Origin of the sequence: Verrucosispora sp. WMMA2044 (genome assembly GCF_027497155.1) — a bacterium.
Classification (GTDB): Bacteria; Actinomycetota; Actinomycetes; order Mycobacteriales; family Micromonosporaceae; genus Micromonospora; species Micromonospora palythoicola.
Map to the genome: position 1 here is coordinate 2,419,959 of NZ_CP114913.1, position 18,804 is coordinate 2,438,762.

At 68.9% G+C, this 18,804-nt stretch carries 17 protein-coding genes and 1 riboswitch; of the genes, 6 read left to right on the plus strand and 11 right to left on the minus strand.

What is annotated here, in order from left to right:
- Positions 1 to 22: 22 nt before the first annotated feature.
- From O3597_RS10875 to O3597_RS10915, 9 genes are all read right to left on the minus strand, one after another.
- On the minus strand, positions 23 to 1,045 hold the full coding sequence (locus O3597_RS10875) for a serine hydrolase (protein WP_281604062.1): 1,023 nt from the start codon (positions 1,043 to 1,045) through the stop codon (positions 23 to 25).
- Positions 1,046 to 1,266: 221 nt separating this feature from the next.
- Positions 1,267 to 1,860, minus strand: coding sequence for a maleylpyruvate isomerase N-terminal domain-containing protein (locus tag O3597_RS10880; RefSeq protein WP_348650360.1), 594 nt, complete (start codon positions 1,858 to 1,860; stop codon positions 1,267 to 1,269).
- A 39-nt stretch (positions 1,861 to 1,899) separates the two neighbouring features.
- Positions 1,900 to 2,226: a hypothetical protein gene (locus O3597_RS10885; RefSeq protein WP_281604063.1), complete on the minus strand. Its 327-nt coding sequence runs from the start codon at positions 2,224 to 2,226 to the stop codon at positions 1,900 to 1,902.
- Positions 2,210 to 2,992 carry an urease accessory protein UreD gene (locus tag O3597_RS10890; RefSeq protein ID WP_281604064.1) on the minus strand — a complete coding sequence of 261 codons (783 nt, stop codon included), beginning with the start codon at positions 2,990 to 2,992 and terminating at the stop codon, positions 2,210 to 2,212. Before O3597_RS10890 ends, O3597_RS10885 begins: the two co-directional genes overlap by 17 nt.
- A complete protein-coding gene (ureG, locus tag O3597_RS10895; protein WP_281604065.1) occupies positions 2,992 to 3,714 on the minus strand; it encodes an urease accessory protein UreG in 723 nt (240 codons plus the stop codon). The genes O3597_RS10890 and ureG overlap by 1 nt, the downstream gene beginning before the upstream one ends.
- Positions 3,704 to 4,387 (minus strand): urease accessory UreF family protein, encoded by a 684-nt coding sequence (locus tag O3597_RS10900; RefSeq protein WP_281604066.1) that lies wholly within the window; start codon positions 4,385 to 4,387, stop codon positions 3,704 to 3,706. The genes ureG and O3597_RS10900 overlap by 11 nt, the downstream gene beginning before the upstream one ends.
- The gene (locus tag O3597_RS10905) at positions 4,387 to 6,090 is read right to left on the minus strand and encodes an urease subunit alpha (protein WP_164446927.1); all 1,704 of its coding nucleotides are present in this window, start codon (positions 6,088 to 6,090) and stop codon (positions 4,387 to 4,389) included. The genes O3597_RS10900 and O3597_RS10905 overlap by 1 nt, the downstream gene beginning before the upstream one ends.
- Positions 6,091 to 6,151: 61 nt before the next feature.
- The gene (locus O3597_RS10910; protein ID WP_281604067.1) at positions 6,152 to 6,475 is read right to left on the minus strand and encodes an urease subunit beta; all 324 of its coding nucleotides are present in this window, start codon (positions 6,473 to 6,475) and stop codon (positions 6,152 to 6,154) included.
- Positions 6,472 to 6,774, minus strand: coding sequence for an urease subunit gamma (locus O3597_RS10915; protein WP_281604068.1), 303 nt, complete (start codon positions 6,772 to 6,774; stop codon positions 6,472 to 6,474). Before O3597_RS10915 ends, O3597_RS10910 begins: the two co-directional genes overlap by 4 nt.
- Positions 6,775 to 7,170: 396 nt before the next feature.
- A riboswitch (SAM riboswitch) is annotated at positions 7,171 to 7,283 on the plus strand.
- 262 nt (positions 7,284 to 7,545) lie between these two features.
- Between O3597_RS10915 and O3597_RS10920 the strand changes: the two genes are divergently transcribed.
- From O3597_RS10920 to O3597_RS10940, 5 genes are all read left to right on the plus strand, one after another.
- Positions 7,546 to 8,394 (plus strand): ABC transporter substrate-binding protein, encoded by an 849-nt coding sequence (locus tag O3597_RS10920; RefSeq protein WP_164446930.1) that lies wholly within the window; start codon positions 7,546 to 7,548, stop codon positions 8,392 to 8,394.
- 37 nt (positions 8,395 to 8,431) lie between these two features.
- Positions 8,432 to 9,211 carry an amino acid ABC transporter permease gene (locus O3597_RS10925; RefSeq protein WP_164446931.1) on the plus strand — a complete coding sequence of 260 codons (780 nt, stop codon included), beginning with the start codon at positions 8,432 to 8,434 and terminating at the stop codon, positions 9,209 to 9,211.
- Entirely contained in the window at positions 9,208 to 9,939 is a 732-nt protein-coding gene (locus O3597_RS10930) for an amino acid ABC transporter ATP-binding protein (RefSeq protein WP_281604069.1), read from the plus strand. The genes O3597_RS10925 and O3597_RS10930 overlap by 4 nt, the downstream gene beginning before the upstream one ends.
- Positions 9,940 to 10,001: 62 nt before the next feature.
- Positions 10,002 to 13,172, plus strand: coding sequence for a DEAD/DEAH box helicase family protein (locus O3597_RS10935; protein ID WP_281604070.1), 3,171 nt, complete (start codon positions 10,002 to 10,004; stop codon positions 13,170 to 13,172).
- Complete coding sequence (locus tag O3597_RS10940) at positions 13,172 to 15,874, plus strand: site-specific DNA-methyltransferase (RefSeq protein WP_281604071.1); 2,703 nt, start codon at positions 13,172 to 13,174, stop codon at positions 15,872 to 15,874. Before O3597_RS10935 ends, O3597_RS10940 begins: the two co-directional genes overlap by 1 nt.
- On the opposite strand, the gene O3597_RS10945 is transcribed toward O3597_RS10940, so the two are convergent.
- Positions 15,862 to 17,016 carry a caspase family protein gene (locus O3597_RS10945; RefSeq protein ID WP_281604072.1) on the minus strand — a complete coding sequence of 385 codons (1,155 nt, stop codon included), beginning with the start codon at positions 17,014 to 17,016 and terminating at the stop codon, positions 15,862 to 15,864. The genes O3597_RS10940 and O3597_RS10945 overlap by 13 nt on opposite strands.
- Positions 17,013 to 17,375 carry a hypothetical protein gene (locus O3597_RS10950; RefSeq protein WP_281604073.1) on the minus strand — a complete coding sequence of 121 codons (363 nt, stop codon included), beginning with the start codon at positions 17,373 to 17,375 and terminating at the stop codon, positions 17,013 to 17,015. Before O3597_RS10950 ends, O3597_RS10945 begins: the two co-directional genes overlap by 4 nt.
- A 233-nt stretch (positions 17,376 to 17,608) precedes the next feature.
- Here O3597_RS10950 and O3597_RS10955 point away from each other — a divergent pair, with 233 nt between their 5' ends.
- The gene (locus O3597_RS10955) at positions 17,609 to 18,781 is read left to right on the plus strand and encodes a helix-turn-helix transcriptional regulator (RefSeq protein WP_281604515.1); all 1,173 of its coding nucleotides are present in this window, start codon (positions 17,609 to 17,611) and stop codon (positions 18,779 to 18,781) included.
- Positions 18,782 to 18,804: the final 23 nt, after the last annotated feature.

Sequence of the window (18,804 nt, forward strand, 5' to 3'; positions counted from 1 at the left end):
CGAGCCCGATGGTCAGGCTCGATCAGCCGCCGTTGACAGGGCGGAACCGCTGGACGGAGTGGCGGGCGCGCGGGGCGGGGTTGGTGGTTCGGGCGATGGTGTCGAACATGGTTCGGCCCAGGGCCGCGTGGGCGCATACGGCCGGGTGGGTACCGCCGTAGTTGTCCAGGTCGCCGAGGGAGTCGGCGAAGAACGCGTACGTCAGGGTGGGCGCGCCGGTCGCGTCGAACATGATCCCGACCTCGTGCCGGGCGGCACCCGAGGAGTCGAAGTCGGCGCCGTACTTGGTGGCGACCCGGCTGCGCTCCGCGGAGGACATGTCGCGGCGGATCCCGTCGTGGTAGCCGTTGATCCAGCGCAGGATGCCGAGCAGGAAGTCGCTCGACCGGGCCGAGAGCAGGGTCTTGTTGGCCAGCCGCCACAGCAGGTCATGGGTCTCGCGCGGGGTGGTGACGCCGAGGAAGAACCGGTTCGGGTTGGCCACCGGCTCGACCCGGGTGTGGGTGAAGCCCTTGGCCGCCAGGATCTCGTTGATTTCCAGCGCCGGCACCACCCGGCCGCACATCCGCACCGCGGTGTTGTCGGAGACGAGCAGCATCGCGGTGAGGAAGTTCGCCACGGTGACCTCGTCACCCCAGACCGTCTGCAGGAAGTAGATCCCGCTGCCACCGAGGATGATGTCGGCGGTGAGGTCGAGACGCTGGTCGAGCCGCAGCTCACCGCGGTCGATCTTGTCCATGACGGCCACCGCGACCGCGAGCTTCTGCACGCTGTACCCGTGCGTGACCCGGTCGGCGTCGTCGGCGAGCACGGTCCGCAGGGCGCCGGACTCGTCCACCATCGCGACGTGCGAGCGCCACACCCCGCCGGCCCGGGCCTTCTGCCGCCGGTACATCCGGCGGATCACCTCTCGCGGCGACATCCCGCCGTCGGCAGTTATGGTGCCGTCCCCCGGAGCGGCCACCGCGCCGGACGGCGTTGCCGCCACTGTCACCGCTGCCGCACCGAACCCGATCGCTGCCCGACGACTGATCCGCATGGTCATTGACTCTCCCCAGGGTTTACACCGGCGCCGACGAGCACCGGCACCCGACACACCCTGCCATATGACCACAAAGGACAGCCGACCTGGCCGCGCCGGGATCTGTCGCGAGCCGGCCGAGGTGGCCCGCCTACCGGAGGCCGCGGGTGGGCTGCCGGCAGACGATGGCCGAGGAGCCCGGGTGTGAGCAGACCCGTTCCGGGCTGGTGGCGCAGATCAAGTGGTCAGAGTGCGCTGATGGTCTCCGGGGCCCGTTCCCGGCGGGACAGTGCCCGCACCACCGCGAGGGGACCGTGCCGCCAGGCGGCGATGCGGGTGAGCAGGTCGGTGGTCAGCTCGGTGGCGGCCGTCGGCATCTCGGGCGTCGGCAGGTCGAGGCTGACCGCCAGATCGTCGCCGTGCACCACCATCTCCAGCAACCGGGTCAGCAGGAAGTCGTCGACGGTCAGTCCCCAGTCGCCGAGGTCGACGATCCGGTAGGGCGGCTGCGCCGGCACCGTGCGGTGCAGCCTTGCCAGACACCCGTCGACCTCGGCGGCGAGCCGGTCGGCGGTGGTCTCGGCGGCGGCCCGTTCACCACGCTCGCGGATGTCGGTGTTGTCCGCCTCGTCGGCACCGGTGGTCACCCAGCCGCTGCCGGTGAAGTGGGCCAGGACGTCGATCGCGGTGTGCCCGGGCGGGGCGTCGAGCAGTTCCGCCGTTCGGGTGATCTGGTTGGCGAGGTGCCGGGCCAGGCCGCCGGTCGAGTAGTACGGCAGGGCACTCGGCGACGTCCAACGCTCGGCCAGCAGCGGCGTACGCAGCAGCGCGGCGGTGATGTCGGCGGCGGCGAGGTAGGCGTCGCGGGTGGTGACGTCCTAGAGCACCAGGCCCGGATCGACGCGCAGGCCGAGTTCCGGCTGTCCCAGCCAGTCCAGTCGAGCCGCGGTCTGCTCGGCGTGTTCGGTCAGCAGCAGCCGCACGCGGTACGCGGCCAGCAGCATCGCCTGCAGGGAGTCCACCCCGAACGCGGCGTCGACCGCACCGTCGCCCAGCCCTTCGATCTGGAACGGGCAGCACCAGTCGCCGCCCGGCAACGGGGCGGGGTGCGGCTTGCCGAAACGGACCACCAGCTCCGACGTGCCACCGTCAGGAAGAACCATCGCGATCCGCCGCTCGGCGACGACCTCACCCAACTCGTACAACCCCACGCTCCTCTGCCGCGCCCGACGCAGCGATGGTATCCAGCGCGGTCTGCGGTTCGAGGTACTCCCGCAGGGTGTGCGCGTCCGGCGCGGTGCCGCTCCACAGGGTCGCCGGGCCACCCGCCAGCGGCAGTCGGGCCCGCGTACCGCACACCGCGGGCGGCTGTTCCGGGCGGGCCGGGTCCACGACCAGCAGCGAGCCGGTGGCGGGCGCGCCGGCCAGCACCGCCGGTCCGGCCCAGCCGGCGGCGTTCGGCCCTACCGCCAGGGACTGCCGCAGCAGCGGCCTACCGTCCAGGTCCACCCACGTGTTGATCTCGACGTTGCCGGGCCGCTCGCCGTGTCGGCCGCAGATCAGCTCGTCGCGCCAGTGCAGGACGCCGCCCTCGGCCACGTCCACCTGAGAGTCCGCGACGTGCGCGCAGCCGGCCGCCGCGACCAGTTGCTCGGGCAGCCAGTACAGGGCCGCCCGTTCGGCGACGGTGGCCCGGACCAGCATCCGGGACACCGCGCCGGGACGCCCCGGCAGGGCCACCGAGGCGGCCACCGTGTGCACGCGTACCGCCGCACCGGGGCCGACCTCGACGTCCAGCCGCAGATCGTCACCGGCCAGCGGCCCGGCCGCTCCGCCGACGACGTACACCGTGACACCACCGCCCGGGGCCGGCACCTGGCGCAGCAGCAGGGGGCTCTCCCCGCGCAGCTCGGCCAGCACGGTACGGCCGTGCCGGTCGCGCCGGGCCACCAGCCGGGCGGTGGCCCGCATCAGGCCTGCCCAGCCGGGACGGACTGGGCGGCCCGGTGGTGGGCCAGCTCGTGACGGATCCAGCCGGCGACCTGGGTCGCCAGCGGATCCTCGCTGATCGACTGGAACACCGTGGGCAGGTCGCCCCGACGGGCACGCGCGTCCCGGTCCATCACGGACAGGTCGGCACCGACCATCGGCGCCAGGTCCGTCTTGTTGATGACCAGCAGGTCGGCGGCGGTCACCCCCGGGCCGCCCTTGCGGGGCACCTTGTCCCCGCCGGCCACGTCCACCACGAAGATCTGCCGGTCGACCAGGCCCCGGCTGAATGTCGCGGTCAGGTTGTCGCCGCCGCTCTCCACCAGCACCAGGTCCAGCGGACCCAGCGCGTCGGTCAGGTCGTCGACGGCGTCGAGGTTGGCGCCGATGTCGTCGCGGATGGCGGTGTGCGGGCAGCAGCCCGTCTCCACCGCCCGGATCCGCGCCGGGTCGAGCACCCCGGCGCGCTTGAGGAAGTCGGCGTCCTCGGTGGTGTAGATGTCGTTCGTCACCACACCGAGGCGCAGCTCACCGGCGAACGCCCGGCACAGCGCCGCGACCAGGGCCGTCTTGCCGGAGCCGACCGGCCCGCCGATGCCGACCCGCAACGCCCGCGCGGCGGCGGGCAGCGGGGCGTGCGGGTCGACTCCCGGCTCGGGGTGGGTGTGGGGAACGGACTCGTCGTGATCGAATTCAGGACGCAAAGAGACGCACCTCCCAGGTGACGTGAGCTTCGGCGTGGATGTCGGCGAGCGGAGCGGCGGCGGCGGGCAGCCGCTCCGGTGGTTCGTCGGCGGCGCGCGCCGCCCGCGCCGCGGTGGCGTCGCAGGCACCGGCGAGCCGCACCAGCAGGGCCTGCACCTGGTACGGGTCCAGGCCGAGCAGGCGTACGGCGGCGCTGGCGGCGCCGGTCACCGTCGCGTGGGCGGCGACCGTGGCCACCTGCCCGGGATCGAGGCCGGCGGCGGCACCGACGAGTCCCAGCACCAGCGGCTGGTGTGGCCCGTCCGCTGCGGCGGGCAGGTCGTCGAAGGTGACCGCTGGCCAGATCCGGCGACCGGCCCGCAGCAGTGCCCGCCCCTGCCGGCGGGACACCGACCGCTGGGCGGGCGAGGCGGTCCGGGCGTCCAGTTCGGCGTCGAGCCGGGCCAGCGCGGCGGCCCGGCCCGCCGACCAGGCCGCACCACGGGCCGCCGCCGCGAACGCGGCCGCGACAAGTCCCGCGGTGGCCAGCCGACCCCGCAGGTACTCCCCCAGCGTGTCCAGGTCGGTCACCCGGCCGGCGGCGACGGCCGCCTCCAGCCCGGCCGAATGCGCGTGCGCACCGGCCGGAAACCGCCCGTCGGCGAGGAGCAGCAGCATCGTCGTGGCGGCCATCAGAACAGGAAGTACCGCTGGGCCATGGGTAGTTCGGCCACCGGATCCGGCTCCACCACCACACCGTCGATCCGGACCGTGAAGGTGTCCGGGTCGACCTCGATGCGGGGCAGCGCGTCGTTGCCCGGCAGGTCGGCCTTGCCGCGCGAGCGTACGTCGGCCACCGGCACCACCCGCCGCCGCACGTCCAGCCGCAGCCCGGCCTCGAGCGCCGCGGGCGCGACGAACGCCAGGCTGGTCGCGGCGGCCGCGCCGCCGTACGCGCCGAACATCGGCCGGGGCAGCATCGGCTGCGGCGTGGGGATCGAGGCGTTCGCGTCACCCATCTGGGCGTACGCGATCATGCCGCCCTTGATGACCAGGTGCGGTCGTACGCCGAAGAACGCCGGCTCCCACAGCACCAGGTCGGCGAGCTTGCCCGGCTCCACCGACCCGATCTCGTGGTCGAGGCCGTTGGCCATGGCCGCGCAGATGGTGTACTTCGCGACGTACCGGCGGGCCCGGTGGTTGTCGGCGGCCCCGTCCCCGGGCAGGGCGCCCACCCGGGCCTTCATCACGTGCGCGCTCTGCCAGGTACGCAGCACGATCTCCCCGATGCGGCCCATCGCCTGCGAGTCGGAGCCGATGATGGAGATCGCCCCGAGGTCGTGCAGCAGGTCCTCGGCGGCCATCGTGGACGGCCGGATGCGGCTCTCGGCGAACGCCAGGTCCTCCGGCACCGCCGGGTTGAGATGGTGGCAGACCATCAGCATGTCGAGGTGCTCGGCGAGGGTGTTGCGGGTGTACGGGCGGGTCGGGTTCGTCGACGACGGCAGCACGTTCGGCTCACCGGCGACGGTGATGATGTCCGGCGCGTGCCCGCCACCGGCCCCCTCGGTGTGGTACGAGTGGATCGCCCGTCCGCCGATGGCGCGCAGCGTGTCGGCGACGAACGCGGCCTCGTTCAGGGTGTCGGTGTGGATGGAGACCTGCACGCCGGAGGCGTCCGCGACACGCAGACAGGCATCGATCGCCGCCGGGGTGGTGCCCCAGTCCTCGTGCAGCTTGAACCCGCCGGCCCCGGCCCGCAACTGCTCCCACAGCGCCTCCTCCGAGACGGTGTTGCCCTTGCCGAGCAGCAGCACGTTGACCGGGAACGTGTCCAGGGCCTCGTGCATCCGGGCCAGGTGCCACGCGTTCGGGGTGACGGTGGTGGCCCGGGTGCCCTCGGCCGGGCCGGTGCCACCGCCGACCAGGGTGGTGACCCCGCTGGCCAGGGCCTCGGTGACAAGTTGCGGGCAGATGAAGTGCACGTGGGTGTCGACCGCACCGGCGGTCAGGATCCGGCCGTTACCGGCGATCACCTCGGTGGCCGGGCCGATCACCAGGTCCGGGTGGACACCGTCCATGGTGTCCGGGTTGCCGGCCCGGCCCAGCGCGACGATCCGCCCGTCGCGCAGCCCGACGTCGGCCTTCACCACCCCCCAGTGGTCGAGGACGACCGCACCGGTGATGACGGTGTCCAGGGCGCCCTCGGCGCGGGTGGCCCGGGACTGGCCCATCGACTCACGGATCACCTTGCCGCCGCCGAAAACCGCCTCGTCGCCGCCGGCACAGTGGTCGTGCTCGATCTCGATCAGCAGGTTCGTGTCGGCCAGCCGGATCCGGTCGCCGGTGCTCGGGCCGTACAGGGCGACGTAGCGGTCCCGCTCCACCATGCTCATGCCGGCACTCCACTTCGCTCCATGCCGCCGGGCGGCGGGTCTAACCTGCTGATCCGCGCGCTCATGCCGTCCGTCCTTCGTCCAGCGATCCGGCGCACTCGCCGCGCAGGCCCGGCACGATCCGTGCGCCGCCCAGCGGCACCAGGTCGACTCGGCGGCTCACTCCAGGCTCGAACCGCACCGAGGTGCCGGCCGGTACCGCGAGCCGCTGCCCCCAGGCGGCGTCCCGGTCGAAGTCCAGCGCCGGGTTGGCCTCCGCGAAGTGGTAGTGCGACCCGACCTGCACCGGCCGGTCAGCAGTGTTCACCACCAGCAGCGTGGTCACCGGACGACCGGCGTTGATCTCCACCGGTCCGTCGGCCGGCAAGATCTCCCCGGGGATCACGGGATCGGGTGGTGCACCGTCACCAACTTGGTGCCGTCCGGGAACGTCGCCTCCACCTGCACCTCCCTCAGCAGCTCGGGGATGCCGTCCTGCACGTCCTCGCGGCCGAGCACGGTGCGGCCGGCGGCCATCAGGTCGACGACGGACTCGCCGTCGCGCGCCCCTTCGAGCAGGAAGGCGGTGATCACCGCGACGGCTTCCGGATAGTTGAGACGCAGGCCGCGCTCGCGGCGTCGCCGGGCGACATCGGCCGCCACATGGACGAGCAGGCGGTCCTGCTCGTGGGGGGTGAGATACACGGGTGGCTCCCGGTGGATGTCCGCGCCCCGCACGCCGCCGGCCCGGCGCCTCGACGCGCCACCGCACTGCTGGGGGTTCGCCCGCCGGCCAAACCGTCACGCGCTGAGGACCTGGGAGTTCCACCCTCCCGGCCCACGTGACGGACCACCGGCGGTGTCATCGGATGCGGACCGCACCGCCCACCGCTGAGCAGACCGTAGAGGATCACCCACTCCCCCGGCAACACCCCCAACGACCGCCCACCCCAACCCCCACCAGCGTTGATCATGAGGTTAGCGGCAGTCGGATAGATCAACTTCGCCGCCAGCCTCATGATCAACCGAGCTTGGCCTTGGGGTGAGGGTGGTCATAGCGGGTGGACGGTGGGCGGGCGGGGGCTGATAGCGTCGGTGCCAGGTCATGAGTGCCAGCGCGAAGCCCCGGCTTGCTGGCCGGCAACCCTCGTCCGCGCAGGGGTGCCCCGGGTGAGGACCAGGCGCCGGAGCGTTCTCCGGTGCAAGCGTGGCCTGGGTTCCCAGGTCATCACGACCTTGAGGAGCACCATGTCGTACCGCGATCGTTCTGTGGCCCGCCCGGGCCTGACCCGGCGTCGGCACGTCGACATGATGCGGGTGTGCAGCGCCGCGTGTAGCTGACCGCGTCGCTCCCCGTCACCGATTCGCCACGGGTCGGCTGACCCTCTGCCATCGATCCCATCCCAGCGGTCCGCCCTGCGGCGGACCGTCGGTGCGGCACGTCCGTGCCCGCCGCAGCTCAACCAGGAGACACCTGTGCGATTCCTTCCTGCCCTGACCCGCGCCGCCGCCGTCGGTGTCGCCGCGATCCTCGGTGCCGCCACCCTCACCGCCTGCGGCTCCGACTCCGCCGGCAGCGCCGCCGACAACCCGTACGGCCTGGTGCAGCCGGGCGTGCTGCGGGCCGGCACGCTCACCGACGCCCCGCCGAACGTGTACCTGAAGGACGGCGAGTTCACCGGCTTCGACAACGACCTGCTTGTCGCCGCCGCCGACAAGCTCGGTCTGAAGGTCGAGTTCGTCGGCACCGACTTCTCCGCCCTGCTCGCCCAGGTCGGCAACCGGAAGTTCGACGTCGGCAGCTCCTCGATCACCATCACCGAGGCGCGCAAGAAGACCGTGGACTTCGGCAACGGGTACGACTTCGGCTACTTCGGGCTCGACGTGCCCGCCGGATCGACGTTGCGCAGCTTCGACGAGTTGCCCGGCAAGCGGGTGGTGGTCGTGCAGGGCACCGTCCAGGACGACTACGCCACGAACAAGGGGCTGGACCCGGTCCGCGTACCCGACTACAACGGCGCGATCAACCAGCTCAAGGCCGGTACCGCGGACGCGTGGATCGCCCCCGCCGAGATCGGTGAGAAGACCGCGGCGGACAGCGGCGGCAAGATCACGGTGGCGGCGAAGGAACTCAGCCCGGCACCGACGGCGTACGCCTTCGCCAAGGGCAACGACGCGCTGCGCGAGGCGCTGAACAAGACGCTCGACGAGGTGATCGCCGACGGCACCTGGACCCGCCTTCAGGAGCAGTACTACCCGGGCCGGCCGATCCCGGCCGACTTCACCCCGGGCAGTGGAGACGTGTCGGCACCGGTCGCCTCCTGACGGTAGGACGACGAGCGAGCAGGGCGGAGGTTGACCCGTGGATCCGTTGCGCACCCTGTGGGAGACGTTCTTCGACGGCGAGTCGATGCGTGAGGCGTTACCCGAGATGCTCACCGTCGGGTTGCCGAACACGCTGATCCTGGCGGTCACCGCTGCCCTGCTCGGCTCGGCACTCGGCATCCTGCTGGCGGTGGCGGGCATCTCGCGTACCCGTTGGCTGCGGTGGCCGGCGCGGGTCTACACCGACGTGTTCCGGGGCCTGCCGGCGGCGGCGACGATCCTGCTGATCGGGGTGGGCCTGGCCCCGCTGGGCATGCAGGTGTGGGGGCCGAACCCGTACCCGTTGGGCATCCTGGCGCTGTCGCTTATCGCGTCGGCGTACCTCGGGGAGATCTTCCGCTCGGGCATCCAGTCGGTGGAGGCCACCCAGCTGGAGGCGGCCCGCGCGCTGGGCTTCTCCTGGCGCGAGGCGATGCGGAGGGTGATCATCCCGCAGGGCATCCGGCGGATCCTGCCGGCCTGGGTCAACCAGCTCATCGCCCTGATCAAGGACTCCAGCCTGGTCTACTTCCTCGGTCTGCTGGCCAGTCAGCGCGAGCTGTTCCGGATCGGTCAGGACTACGCGGCCAACACCGGCAACCAGTCGGCGCTGCTGCTGGCCGGGCTGTTCTACCTGGCGCTGACCGTGCCGCTGACCCACGCCGTCAACCGGATCGACAAGCGACTGCGACACGGCCGGCCGGCGGCCGGGCCGACCGACGACCCCGACGACCTGGACCTGGCGCTGCCCGGCGCCGCCGGAGGCAACCAACGATGAACACCTCGGTCAGCCTGAGCCTGCGCGACGTACACCTCGCCTTCGGGCGTCACCGGGTGCTGCGTGGGGTGGACCTGGACGTGGCGCGCGGCGGCACCGCCTGCGTCATCGGCCCGTCCGGGTCGGGCAAGTCCACCCTGCTGCGTACCGTCAACCGGCTCCTCGAACCGGACAGTGGCGACGTGCTGCTCGACGGGCGCAGCGTGCTGCGCGACGACCCGGACGCCCTGCGGCAGCGGATCGGCATGGTGTTCCAGCAGTTCAACCTCTTCCCGCACATGAGCGTGCTGCGCAACATCACCCTGCCGCTGCGCCGCATCCGCAGGCTCCGCGAGGACGAGGCGGTGACCCGGGCCCGGGCCGAACTCGACCGGGTCGGCCTGGCCGCCAAGGCCGACGCCCGGCCCGCGCACCTGTCCGGCGGGCAGCAGCAGCGGGTGGCCATCGCCCGGGCGCTGGCCATGCGGCCGCAGGTGATGCTCTTCGACGAGGCCACCTCCGCGCTCGACCCGGAGCTGGTCAAGGGGGTGCTGGCACTGATGGCGGAGCTGTCCACCCAGGGCATGACCATGGTGGTCGTCACCCACGAGATGGGCTTCGCCCGGCAGGTCGCCGACACCGTCGCCTTCATGGACGCCGGGGTGGTGCTGGAGGCCGGCAAGCCGGAGTCCGTCTTCGAGTCGCCGCAGCACCCCCGGCTACGCCGCTTCCTGTCCCAGGTGCTGTGAGACGGACGCGAGCGCGTCGAACATCACCCTCCGGTACACGCCTGCATGCACCTTGCGTTGCAGTGACGCGCCGTCCGGTCGACACGGCAGGCTCCGCAACCTCGGCTTCTAACGCCCGGTATAGGCTGTCGCTCGAATCTGCAACATCCAACTCCATCGGGAGGTCTACGTTGAGCGACCGGGTCATCGACAACCCGATCATCAACTCACCGTACGGCCGGCCCACCCGCCACTTCGCCTTCGACCGGGACGGCATCACCGACCGGATCGAGGAGCAGCGGCGACCGTCGAGCTTCTTCATCCCGGTCCCGCGACCTCGCAAGCGGGGGCAACAGCTTGAGTTGCAGGTCTTCACCGAAGACGACATCAAGCCCAACAAGCAGGTCAATGATGTCCGTGAGCGGGTGGACGCGTGGCGGGAGGCAGGTTGGCCGAACGTCACACCGGTGACCCGCCGTCTGCTGGAGTACTGGAGCGATCCGGAGCGGGACAACAAGATCCTGTTCTGCCAGCGCGAGGCGGTCGAAACGGCGATCTTCCTCGCCGAGGGTGCGACCAAGTGGCAGGGCAGTTGGATTAACAACGACCTGGACGCGCACAACACCGAGCACAACAACGGTCTGCCACGAGTCGCCCTCAAGATGGCGACCGGCACCGGCAAGACGGTTGTGATGGCCATGTTGATCGCCTGGCAGACGATCAACAAGGTCCATGCACGGTACGACAAGACGTTTGCCAAGCGCTTCCTGGTGGTGACTCCCGGCCTCACCATCCGTGACCGGCTGCGGGTCCTGCTGCCGGAGGATCCGGGCAACTACTACCGCGAGCGCGATCTGGTGCCGGCCGAGTTCGCCGACGATCTCGGCCAAGCAAAGATCGTCATCACCAACTTCCACGCCTTCCAACTCCGCGAAACCCGCTTCGGCCGCAACGCGACCGGAAACACCAAGGCCCTGGTGGCACCCGGTCGACCTGACCCGTTCCGGGAAACCCCGGCCCAGATGGTCAGCCGGGTACTACGCGAGCTTGGCGGCTCGTCGGAGATCGTCGTCTTCAACGACGAGGCACATCACTGCTACCGGGGACGTGCCGGTGAGCCGGAACCGGACGCCGACACCGTCGAGAATCTGCGCGGCGACGAGCGAAAAGAGGCCGCCGACCGGGCCGAGGATGCCCGGATCTGGTTCAGCGGCCTGGAAGCGGTCCGGGCGAAGGTCGGCATCAAGAGGGTGTACGACCTGTCCGCGACCCCCTTCTTCCTGGCCGGATCCGGCTACCGGGAGGGCACTCTTTTCCCCTGGGTGGTCAGCGACTTCTCGCTTATCGACGCCATCGAGGCCGGCATCGTCAAGATTCCCCGGGTGCCGGTCGACGACGACCGGGTCGCCAACCGTGTGACCTACCTGAACCTCTGGCAGGAGATCCGGGATTCGTTGCCCAAGGGTGGACGCCGGTCCAACCAGGACTTCACGGCAGCGGATCTGCCCGGCGCGTTGACCGCCGCCCTGCACAGTTTGTACGGCTCCTACGTGTCAGCGTTCGAGGCTTGGGAGAAGTCGGAGGCTGCTGCGCACGGGCAACCGCCGCCCGTGTTCATTGTCGTCTGTAGCAACACGACAATCTCGAAGGCGATTAACGAGTGGATCGGCGGCTACGACCGTGAACAAGGCGGTGTCCTGCTGCCCACCGCCGGGCAACTACCCCTGTTCAGCAACGTGGCTGATGGGCAGTGGCTGAACCGGAGGCGGACAATCCTGGTCGACGCGGCAGAGTTTGAGTCCGGAAACTTGTCGCCGGAGTTTCGTCGCGCGGCAGCTCGTGAGATCGCGGATTTCAAGCAGGAGTACGCGGAACGCTTCCCCGGCCGTAGCGCGGACGACATCGGCGACGCGGAGCTGATGCGGGAAGTGATGAACACCGTCGGTAAGCCGGGGAAGCTCGGCGAACCGGTGCGGTGTGTCGTCAGCGTCTCCATGCTGACGGAGGGCTGGGACGCCAACACGGTCACCCACATCCTCGGAGTACGAGCCTTCGGCACGCAGTTGCTCTGCGAGCAGGTGGTCGGCCGGGGCCTGAGGCGACGCTCGTACGTCGCCGACGAGGACGGCATGTTCACCCCCGAGTACGCGGATGTCTACGGGGTTCCGTTCCAGTTCATCCCCACGGTGGCCGTGTCGCGGGAGCTGCCGATGAAGCCGGTTCGCAACGTGCGGGCCGAGCCGGACCGCGACGCGGCGAAGCTTGAGATCACCTTTCCGCGGGTGGTCGGGTACCACTTGGAGATACCTGACGCGCCGCTGGTCGGCGACTTCTCGGATCCCGACCTGAAGATGATCCTGTCCCGGCAGGACCTGCCGACAAAGACCATGGTAGCGGGGCAGGTCGGCGAGGAGGACGTGCACGACCTCGAACGGCTGAAGGGCCTCCGTGGACAGTTCGTGGCCTACCGGCTGGCCTGCGAAGTACTCACCCGCAAGCTACGCACCGGGGACGGCGACCTGCGGCCGTGGTATTTCCCGCAGGTGCTGGAGATCGCTCAGGAGTGGCTTCGCCGCTGCGTCGACATCCGGGACGACCAAGCGGTTGGTCTGATCCTGCTGCGGGAGGCCGAGGCGGTGGAGAAGATTTGGCAGTCGATCGCATGGCAGCGTGGCCAGCGGGAACGCTGGGTGCTGCCCGTGCTGCGGACGACGGATCCGATCGGCACCACTTCGAGCGTGGACTTCCGGACGACCAGGGAGGTCTGGCCGACGGACCCCCGACGGTGCCAGGTCAACCTCGTGACGCTCGACGGCAAGGATGGCAACGCCTGGGAGCGAGCCGTCGCCCAGGCAATTGAGTCGCTGCCGGAGGAACAGGTCGCCGCGTACGTCCGCAACGACCACCTCGACTTCTTCATCCCGTACGAGCACGCCGGGCGGAGCCGGCGGTTCTACCCGGACTTCCTGGTCAAGTTGGCCGATGCCGGCGACCGGATAGCCCGCACCCTGATTGTCGAGGTGTCCGGCGGTCGCAAGTCACAATCCGAAGCTACCCAGAAGGCGTGGGCTGCCCGCAATCTCTGGGTGCAGGCGGTCAACAACAGTGGCCGGTTCGGGCGCTGGAGCTTCTGCGAACTTCGTGACCCGACCACGGCCAAACGAGACCTTCGACCCGCCATAGATGCGCTGTTCGCCCTGCAAGGCGCGGCGGCGCTCACCGATGCCGTATCCGCCGAGGAGGAGCTGGTCTGATGCCCCCGAGGAGTCGCAAGCCCGCCGTCAGCACCGTGCCGGTCCAGGCGATCGCGCACCCGACGGACCGGCGAGTGCACATCCCGACGGCGGACGGCCAGGAGTTCGTCTCGCCCGACGCCGCCCGGATCGAACAGGTCAAGAAGGAGCGCGACCCGAGCCTGGATCCGCAGCTCGTCTGGATCGGCAAGGAGGACCAGGACGCCGAAGACCTGGTGGTCGAGGCTCCACCGATCTACATCCAGGAGAAAATCGCCCCACGCACCCTGGTTGAGGAGTTGCGCAGGGCAAGCGAGGAGTCCCGCCCTCGTGACAACGAGCAGCTCGGCCTCTTCGCCGACGACTACGCGGACTTCGACGGGCTGGACGACTGGCAGTCGGTCGAGTACTACCAGCACGAGGCCAACTGGTCCAACCGCATGATCCTCGGCGACTCGCTGCGGGTCATGGCGTCGCTCGCCGAGAAGGAGCGACTACGCGGCAAGGTCCAGATGATCTACATCGACCCGCCGTACGGCATCAAGTTCGGCTCCAACTGGCAGATGTCAGCCCGCAAGCGGGACGTCAAGGACGGCAACCTCGCCGACGTCACCCGCGAGGTCGAGCAGATCAAGGCGTTCCGGGACACCTGGGAGTTGGGCATCAACTCCTACCTGGCGTACCTGCGCGACCGTCTGATCATCGCCCGCGACCTGCTCACCGAGTCCGGCAGCATCTTCGTCCAGATCGGCGACGAAAACGTCCACATGGTCCGCTGCCTCCTCGACGAAGTCTTCGGCCCCGAAAATTTTGTGTCGCTGATAAGTTTCGTTACCACTAGCGGATTCGATTCAAGCACTCTGGCAAGAGCCGGCGACTATGTCGTTTGGTACGCCAGATCCGCGAATCAAGCAAAGGTCCGCCGTGTTTGGCAGGAGGCGGATCGTAACCCTGGCGGCTCCTACCGGTGGTTAATGCTACCAGACGGCCACTACCGCAGCATGACGTCCGCCGAACTTGCTGGAAGCGCACCTCTCCCCCCTGAAGCTAAGCTGTACGCACCGGATAACCTTCAGTCGCAGAACCCTGCCGGCGTGGATCAGCCATTTGAGTACCAGGGCAAGACCTATCGACCTATGGCAACGTCCCACTGGAAGGCAAATTACCCGGACGGGATGAACCGTCTGAAGTGGGCTGGTCGGATCCACGCAGCAAAGAACTCCTTGCGCTACGTGCGGTATGCAGAGGACTTTCCGCTCAGGTCGATCAACAACATGTGGACCGATACAGGGACTGGAAACTTTACTGACGATAAGGTTTACGTAGTTCAGACCAACACCAAAGTGGTCGAGCGATGCATGTTGATGTGCAGCGATCCGGGCGACCTGGTGCTAGACCCGACCTGCGGGTCTGGGACCACGGCGTATGTGGCAGAACAGTGGGGGCGTCGGTGGATCACCATTGACACGTCCCGAGTCGCCATCACGCTTGCCCGCCAGAGGGTGATCGGTGCCAGGTATCCCGCCTACCTGCTCGCCGACTCGACGGCCGGCCGAGCCAAGGAGCGGGAACTGTCTGGTGCCGAGGTGCCCCCTACTCCGCCCGGACACGACATCCGAAAGGGATTCGTCTACGAGCGTGTACCGCATGTGACGCTCAAGTCCATCGCGAACAACCCAGACATCAAGGAAGGCATGAGCCGCAAGGAAATCGACACGGCGATCAGGCGGCACGCGGAAACCGAGTTGCTCTACGACCGGCCCTACGAGGACAAGAAGCGTATCCGCGTAGCCGGCAGGTTCACCGTGGAGAGCCTGTCGCCGCATCGGCCCGCTACCTTCTCGATCGGCGAGGAGCACGCCACCGGGACCGATGTCAACGCCTACGTCAAGACCATTCTGGACAACCTCGCCAAGGCAGGAGTACAGAACGGCTGGCGCAACGAACGGCTGGAGTTCGTCTCACTGAATCCGTACCCCGGCAAGTTCGTACACGCCGAAGCCGCGCGACGTAACGACGACGAGGGAACGTCGGCGCGGGTCGCCGTCAGCGTCGGCCCGCAGTACGGCACAGTGGACGCCGACTGGGTCAAGGATGCGGCTCGGGAGGCACTCAAGGGCGTCGGTTTCGACCTACTGCTGGTGTGCGCGTTCGGCTTCGACGGGCGGGCCATCGACGCCGCCGGCGAGTTCTCGCCGGAAGGCAATGACTTTGCCACCGTCGCGGAGCAGCGGCAGCTCGGCCGCCTTCCAATCCTGCTGGTTCGGATGAACGCGGACCTGGCGATGGGCGACACACTGCTCAAGAAGACCGGAACAGCCAACCTGTTCACGGTTTTCGGTGAGCCCGACATCGCCATCGACCCGGCGCCGGACGGGCTCGTCGTCGAAATTCGCGGGGTCGACGTCTACAACCCCACCACCGGTGAGCTGCGGCCGGACAACGGTGTCGCAGACATCGCCCTGTGGATGATCGACACCGACTACAACGAGGAAGAGTTCTTCGTACGCCACATATACTTCGCCGGCAAGGACGGCAAGCCGGATGGGCTGGACCCATACTCCCGACTGCACAAGGCCCTCCGGGCGCAGATCGACGAGTCGGCCTGGGAGAGCCTCTACGGCCACCGCTCACGGCCGTTCCCCCGGCCCGGGTCAGGGAAGATCGCCGTGAAGGTGGTCAACCACTACGGCGACGAGGTGGTCAAGGTCTACGAGGTCTGAGCCGGCGAGTACCCGTACTCGGCCAACCGATCTCGGGCGATGTCCAGTTCTTCGTCGGTGAAAAGCCCGGCGAACCGGTCTTGCAGCACGACGGCCTCCACGGAGAGGTCGAGCCGACCCTTCTCCCAGAGGGCGGTGAAGCCGCTGGAGACCGACCCCGCCCGGATCAACCTTCGGGCCGCCTCCAGACCGCCTACTTCCTGCACCATCTGTAGGAAGTAGGCGGCGTTGTAGCCCGCCTCCTTCTTGGCCTTCCGGTACACATCCAGCATGGCGCCGTGAAAATCCGCAGCGGCCTTCGGGCCGGGCTCAGCAGAGGACTGTCGCTGTGGCGCAGGGCGGCTTCGGCGCTGTTTCGAGACGGTACTTGATTCGGGGGGTGTCATTGCCGGTGCGCGATGTGCGGGGTTCTTGGTCAGGGCGATGTGGTCGGCCAGACCCGTGCCGAGATGCTGCGGGCGGGGAAGGCCGCTGGCCAGGAGCGCCCGGGTAAGCGCGGGATAGATGTCGCCGAGTGTCAGCAGCGGCCCACCGCCGGGGATACCCTGCCGCAACGCCGTCAGCAACTCGCCGCTGAATGCGGTGAAGCGTGCGCCGACCGGTGCGACAGCGGTTTCATGGGCGGGCGCAGACGTCAGCGTGTAGGTGCCCCGGATGTCGAGTGTGCCGCAGACCATGGAGGCGGTGTCCGACATTGCTTCCGCAGCCCGGCCCGAGAAGCAGCAATCGAGGATCAGTACCCGGTTCTGGGCGGGACTCTCGGCCAGCGCGGATCGGAACCAGTCCAGCGGAACCCCTGAGTAGCGGACGCGTCGTGGGTCCGGGTTGGTGTCGCCAACAGCCAAGAACAGGTCACCGCGTTGGCTCAATACTCCGTGGCCGCTGTAGTACAACACGAGGGTGTCCAGCGCCTCGTCGGCGACGGCGTGGACGGCGTCACCCACCTGTTGTGCTGTCGGATCGGTCAACACTCGACAGCCTGTCTCATCGAACCCACCGAACTCGGGATCGGTGAGCACGTCGGCCAGCGCCTGCACATTGTTGACCACGGCAGGAAGGGCATGCAGACCCGGGTAGCTGAACTGTGATGCCCCGATGAGTAGTGCCCGCGATGCCTGTCGCTCCGGTAGCCGAGCGTTCATGGCACCACCCGGCCGGGGGCCAGCAGGGCATACAGATCTTTAACGGAGTCCGCGTTGTTGGCCTCGACCTCCACCCTCCGGATGGTCTCGCCCGTGTCGCTCTCGACGAACTCCACGCTGATACGTGCCCTGCGCGTCTGCAACCAGGTCGATAGCGCGCCGGCCAGTACGGCGCCCGCACTACCACTCCCGAGCGCTACGGAAAGGATCTCCATAGCACCCCCCATGTCCTCCGGACCCGGTTGGCGGGGCACCGTCCTGGCCCTGCCCCGGAAGTCATCGATGCGTTGAAGCCAGTCGGCAAGGGAATACAAATCGCTGGGATTCCCATCAAGGAGCGACACGTTGATCAGCGCCATGGGGTCATTATCCATAAGGGAGAAACGCATAGTTGTCCAAGGTGCTGGTGCGTCGTCCAATGGGACACCCAACCGAATGCGTAAAGAATTCATGTAGAGATGCCGGTTGGGCGTACCCGTCGACGGCGTCGAACCCTCGACTGTCCGCCAGATGGTCGTCCCTTGTACTGTCCGTAGCATTAAATCCGTCGACCAGGTTCGGGTCCGTTCCCGGCTGACGAACTGGGAGCACCATCGTGTCGCACGTCGATCCGCGCTTCGGTGTCCTACTCCGCACCCTGCGAACACGCCAAGGTCTGTCGCTACGTGCGCTCGGTCGGCTCGCGCACCGAGGCAAGAGCCATCTGCACGACCTGGAAACCGGCACGAAGGCTCCCACGCCTGAGACGGCCCGTCACCTCGATGAGGTACTGCGCGCAGGCGGGTCACTCGCCTGTCTGGTTCACCAGCCCGTCGACCACGACGCTGAGGCCGGTGAACTGCTGGCCCGGGTCCGAGCGAGCGATGTGAGCACCGAGACGCTCGCTCGGATCGAGGCGGGTGTGGAGAATCTGGCTAGCGCGTATGCGACCACGCGACCGGTGGATCTGCTGCCGAGGGTACGGAAACAGTTGGCTTATGTAGGGCGACTGCTGGACGGTCGCGGGACGTTGGCGCAGCGACGACGGCTCGTGGTCGCCGGTGGTTGGTTGTCAGTCCTGCGGGCAACAGTCCATATTGATCTTTTGCAGCAGTCTGCGGCCGGCGCGCACCTGAGGACCGCCATGGCGTTCGCGGAGGATGGTGAGGACCCAGAGGTCCAGGCATGGTGCCTGGAGACACAGGCGTGGGAGCGGCTGACTCGGGGCGACTACCGGCGGGCCATCGACCTCGCGCAGCAGGCCCAGCGGGTGGCTCCCAGGGGTAGCTCGGCGCACATTCAGGCGACCGCTCAGGAGGCGCGGGTGTGGGCACGGCTGTCCGACGTACGACGGACGCGTGATGCGCTGGATCGGCTGAATCGCTTGACGACAAACCTGTCCACGCCGGAGCGAGCCGAGCATCACTACCGGTACGACCCGACGAAGGCGTTGGCGTATACGGCGACGACGCTGTCGTGGGCGGGCGACCCGGCGGCTGAGCAGATCGCTCGAACCGCTCTGGCGGAGTTGGATCCGCACGGCGACCGTGGAGAGCGGCCACGGCGCTCTGCGTCAGCGCGTCTGGATCTCGCCATGGCGCTGCTGGCCGCCGACCAGCCGGACGAGGCAAGCGTGATCGCCGCCGACGCGATCCGGTCGGGGCGGGTGGTGTCGTCGAACTGGTGGCGGGCGCGGGAGGTGCTTCGGCGGGTTGAATTGACCGGCGCAGCGGAGGCGGCGGCGTTCCGCGAGGTATACGAGGCGTACCGACCCGAGAGTCGCTAGCGGACAGCACGCGCTACCAGCGG

What these genes read in the sequence shown, in the direction of transcription:
- O3597_RS10875 (WP_281604062.1), bottom strand. Translation starts at nt 1,045, where the DNA reads ATGACCATGCGGATCAGTCGTCGGGCAGCGATCGGGTTCGGTGCGGCA.
- O3597_RS10890 (WP_281604064.1), bottom strand. Translation starts at nt 2,992, where the DNA reads ATGCGGGCCACCGCCCGGCTGGTGGCCCGGCGCGACCGGCACGGCCGT.
- O3597_RS10900 (WP_281604066.1), bottom strand. Translation starts at nt 4,387, where the DNA reads ATGGCCGCCACGACGATGCTGCTGCTCCTCGCCGACGGGCGGTTTCCG.
- O3597_RS10905 (WP_164446927.1), bottom strand. Translation starts at nt 6,090, where the DNA reads ATGAGCATGGTGGAGCGGGACCGCTACGTCGCCCTGTACGGCCCGAGC.
- O3597_RS10930 (WP_281604069.1), top strand. Translation starts at nt 9,208, where the DNA reads ATGAACACCTCGGTCAGCCTGAGCCTGCGCGACGTACACCTCGCCTTC.
- O3597_RS10940 (WP_281604071.1), top strand. Translation starts at nt 13,172, where the DNA reads ATGCCCCCGAGGAGTCGCAAGCCCGCCGTCAGCACCGTGCCGGTCCAG.
- O3597_RS10945 (WP_281604072.1), bottom strand. Translation starts at nt 17,016, where the DNA reads ATGAACGCTCGGCTACCGGAGCGACAGGCATCGCGGGCACTACTCATC.
- O3597_RS10950 (WP_281604073.1), bottom strand. Translation starts at nt 17,375, where the DNA reads ATGGCGCTGATCAACGTGTCGCTCCTTGATGGGAATCCCAGCGATTTG.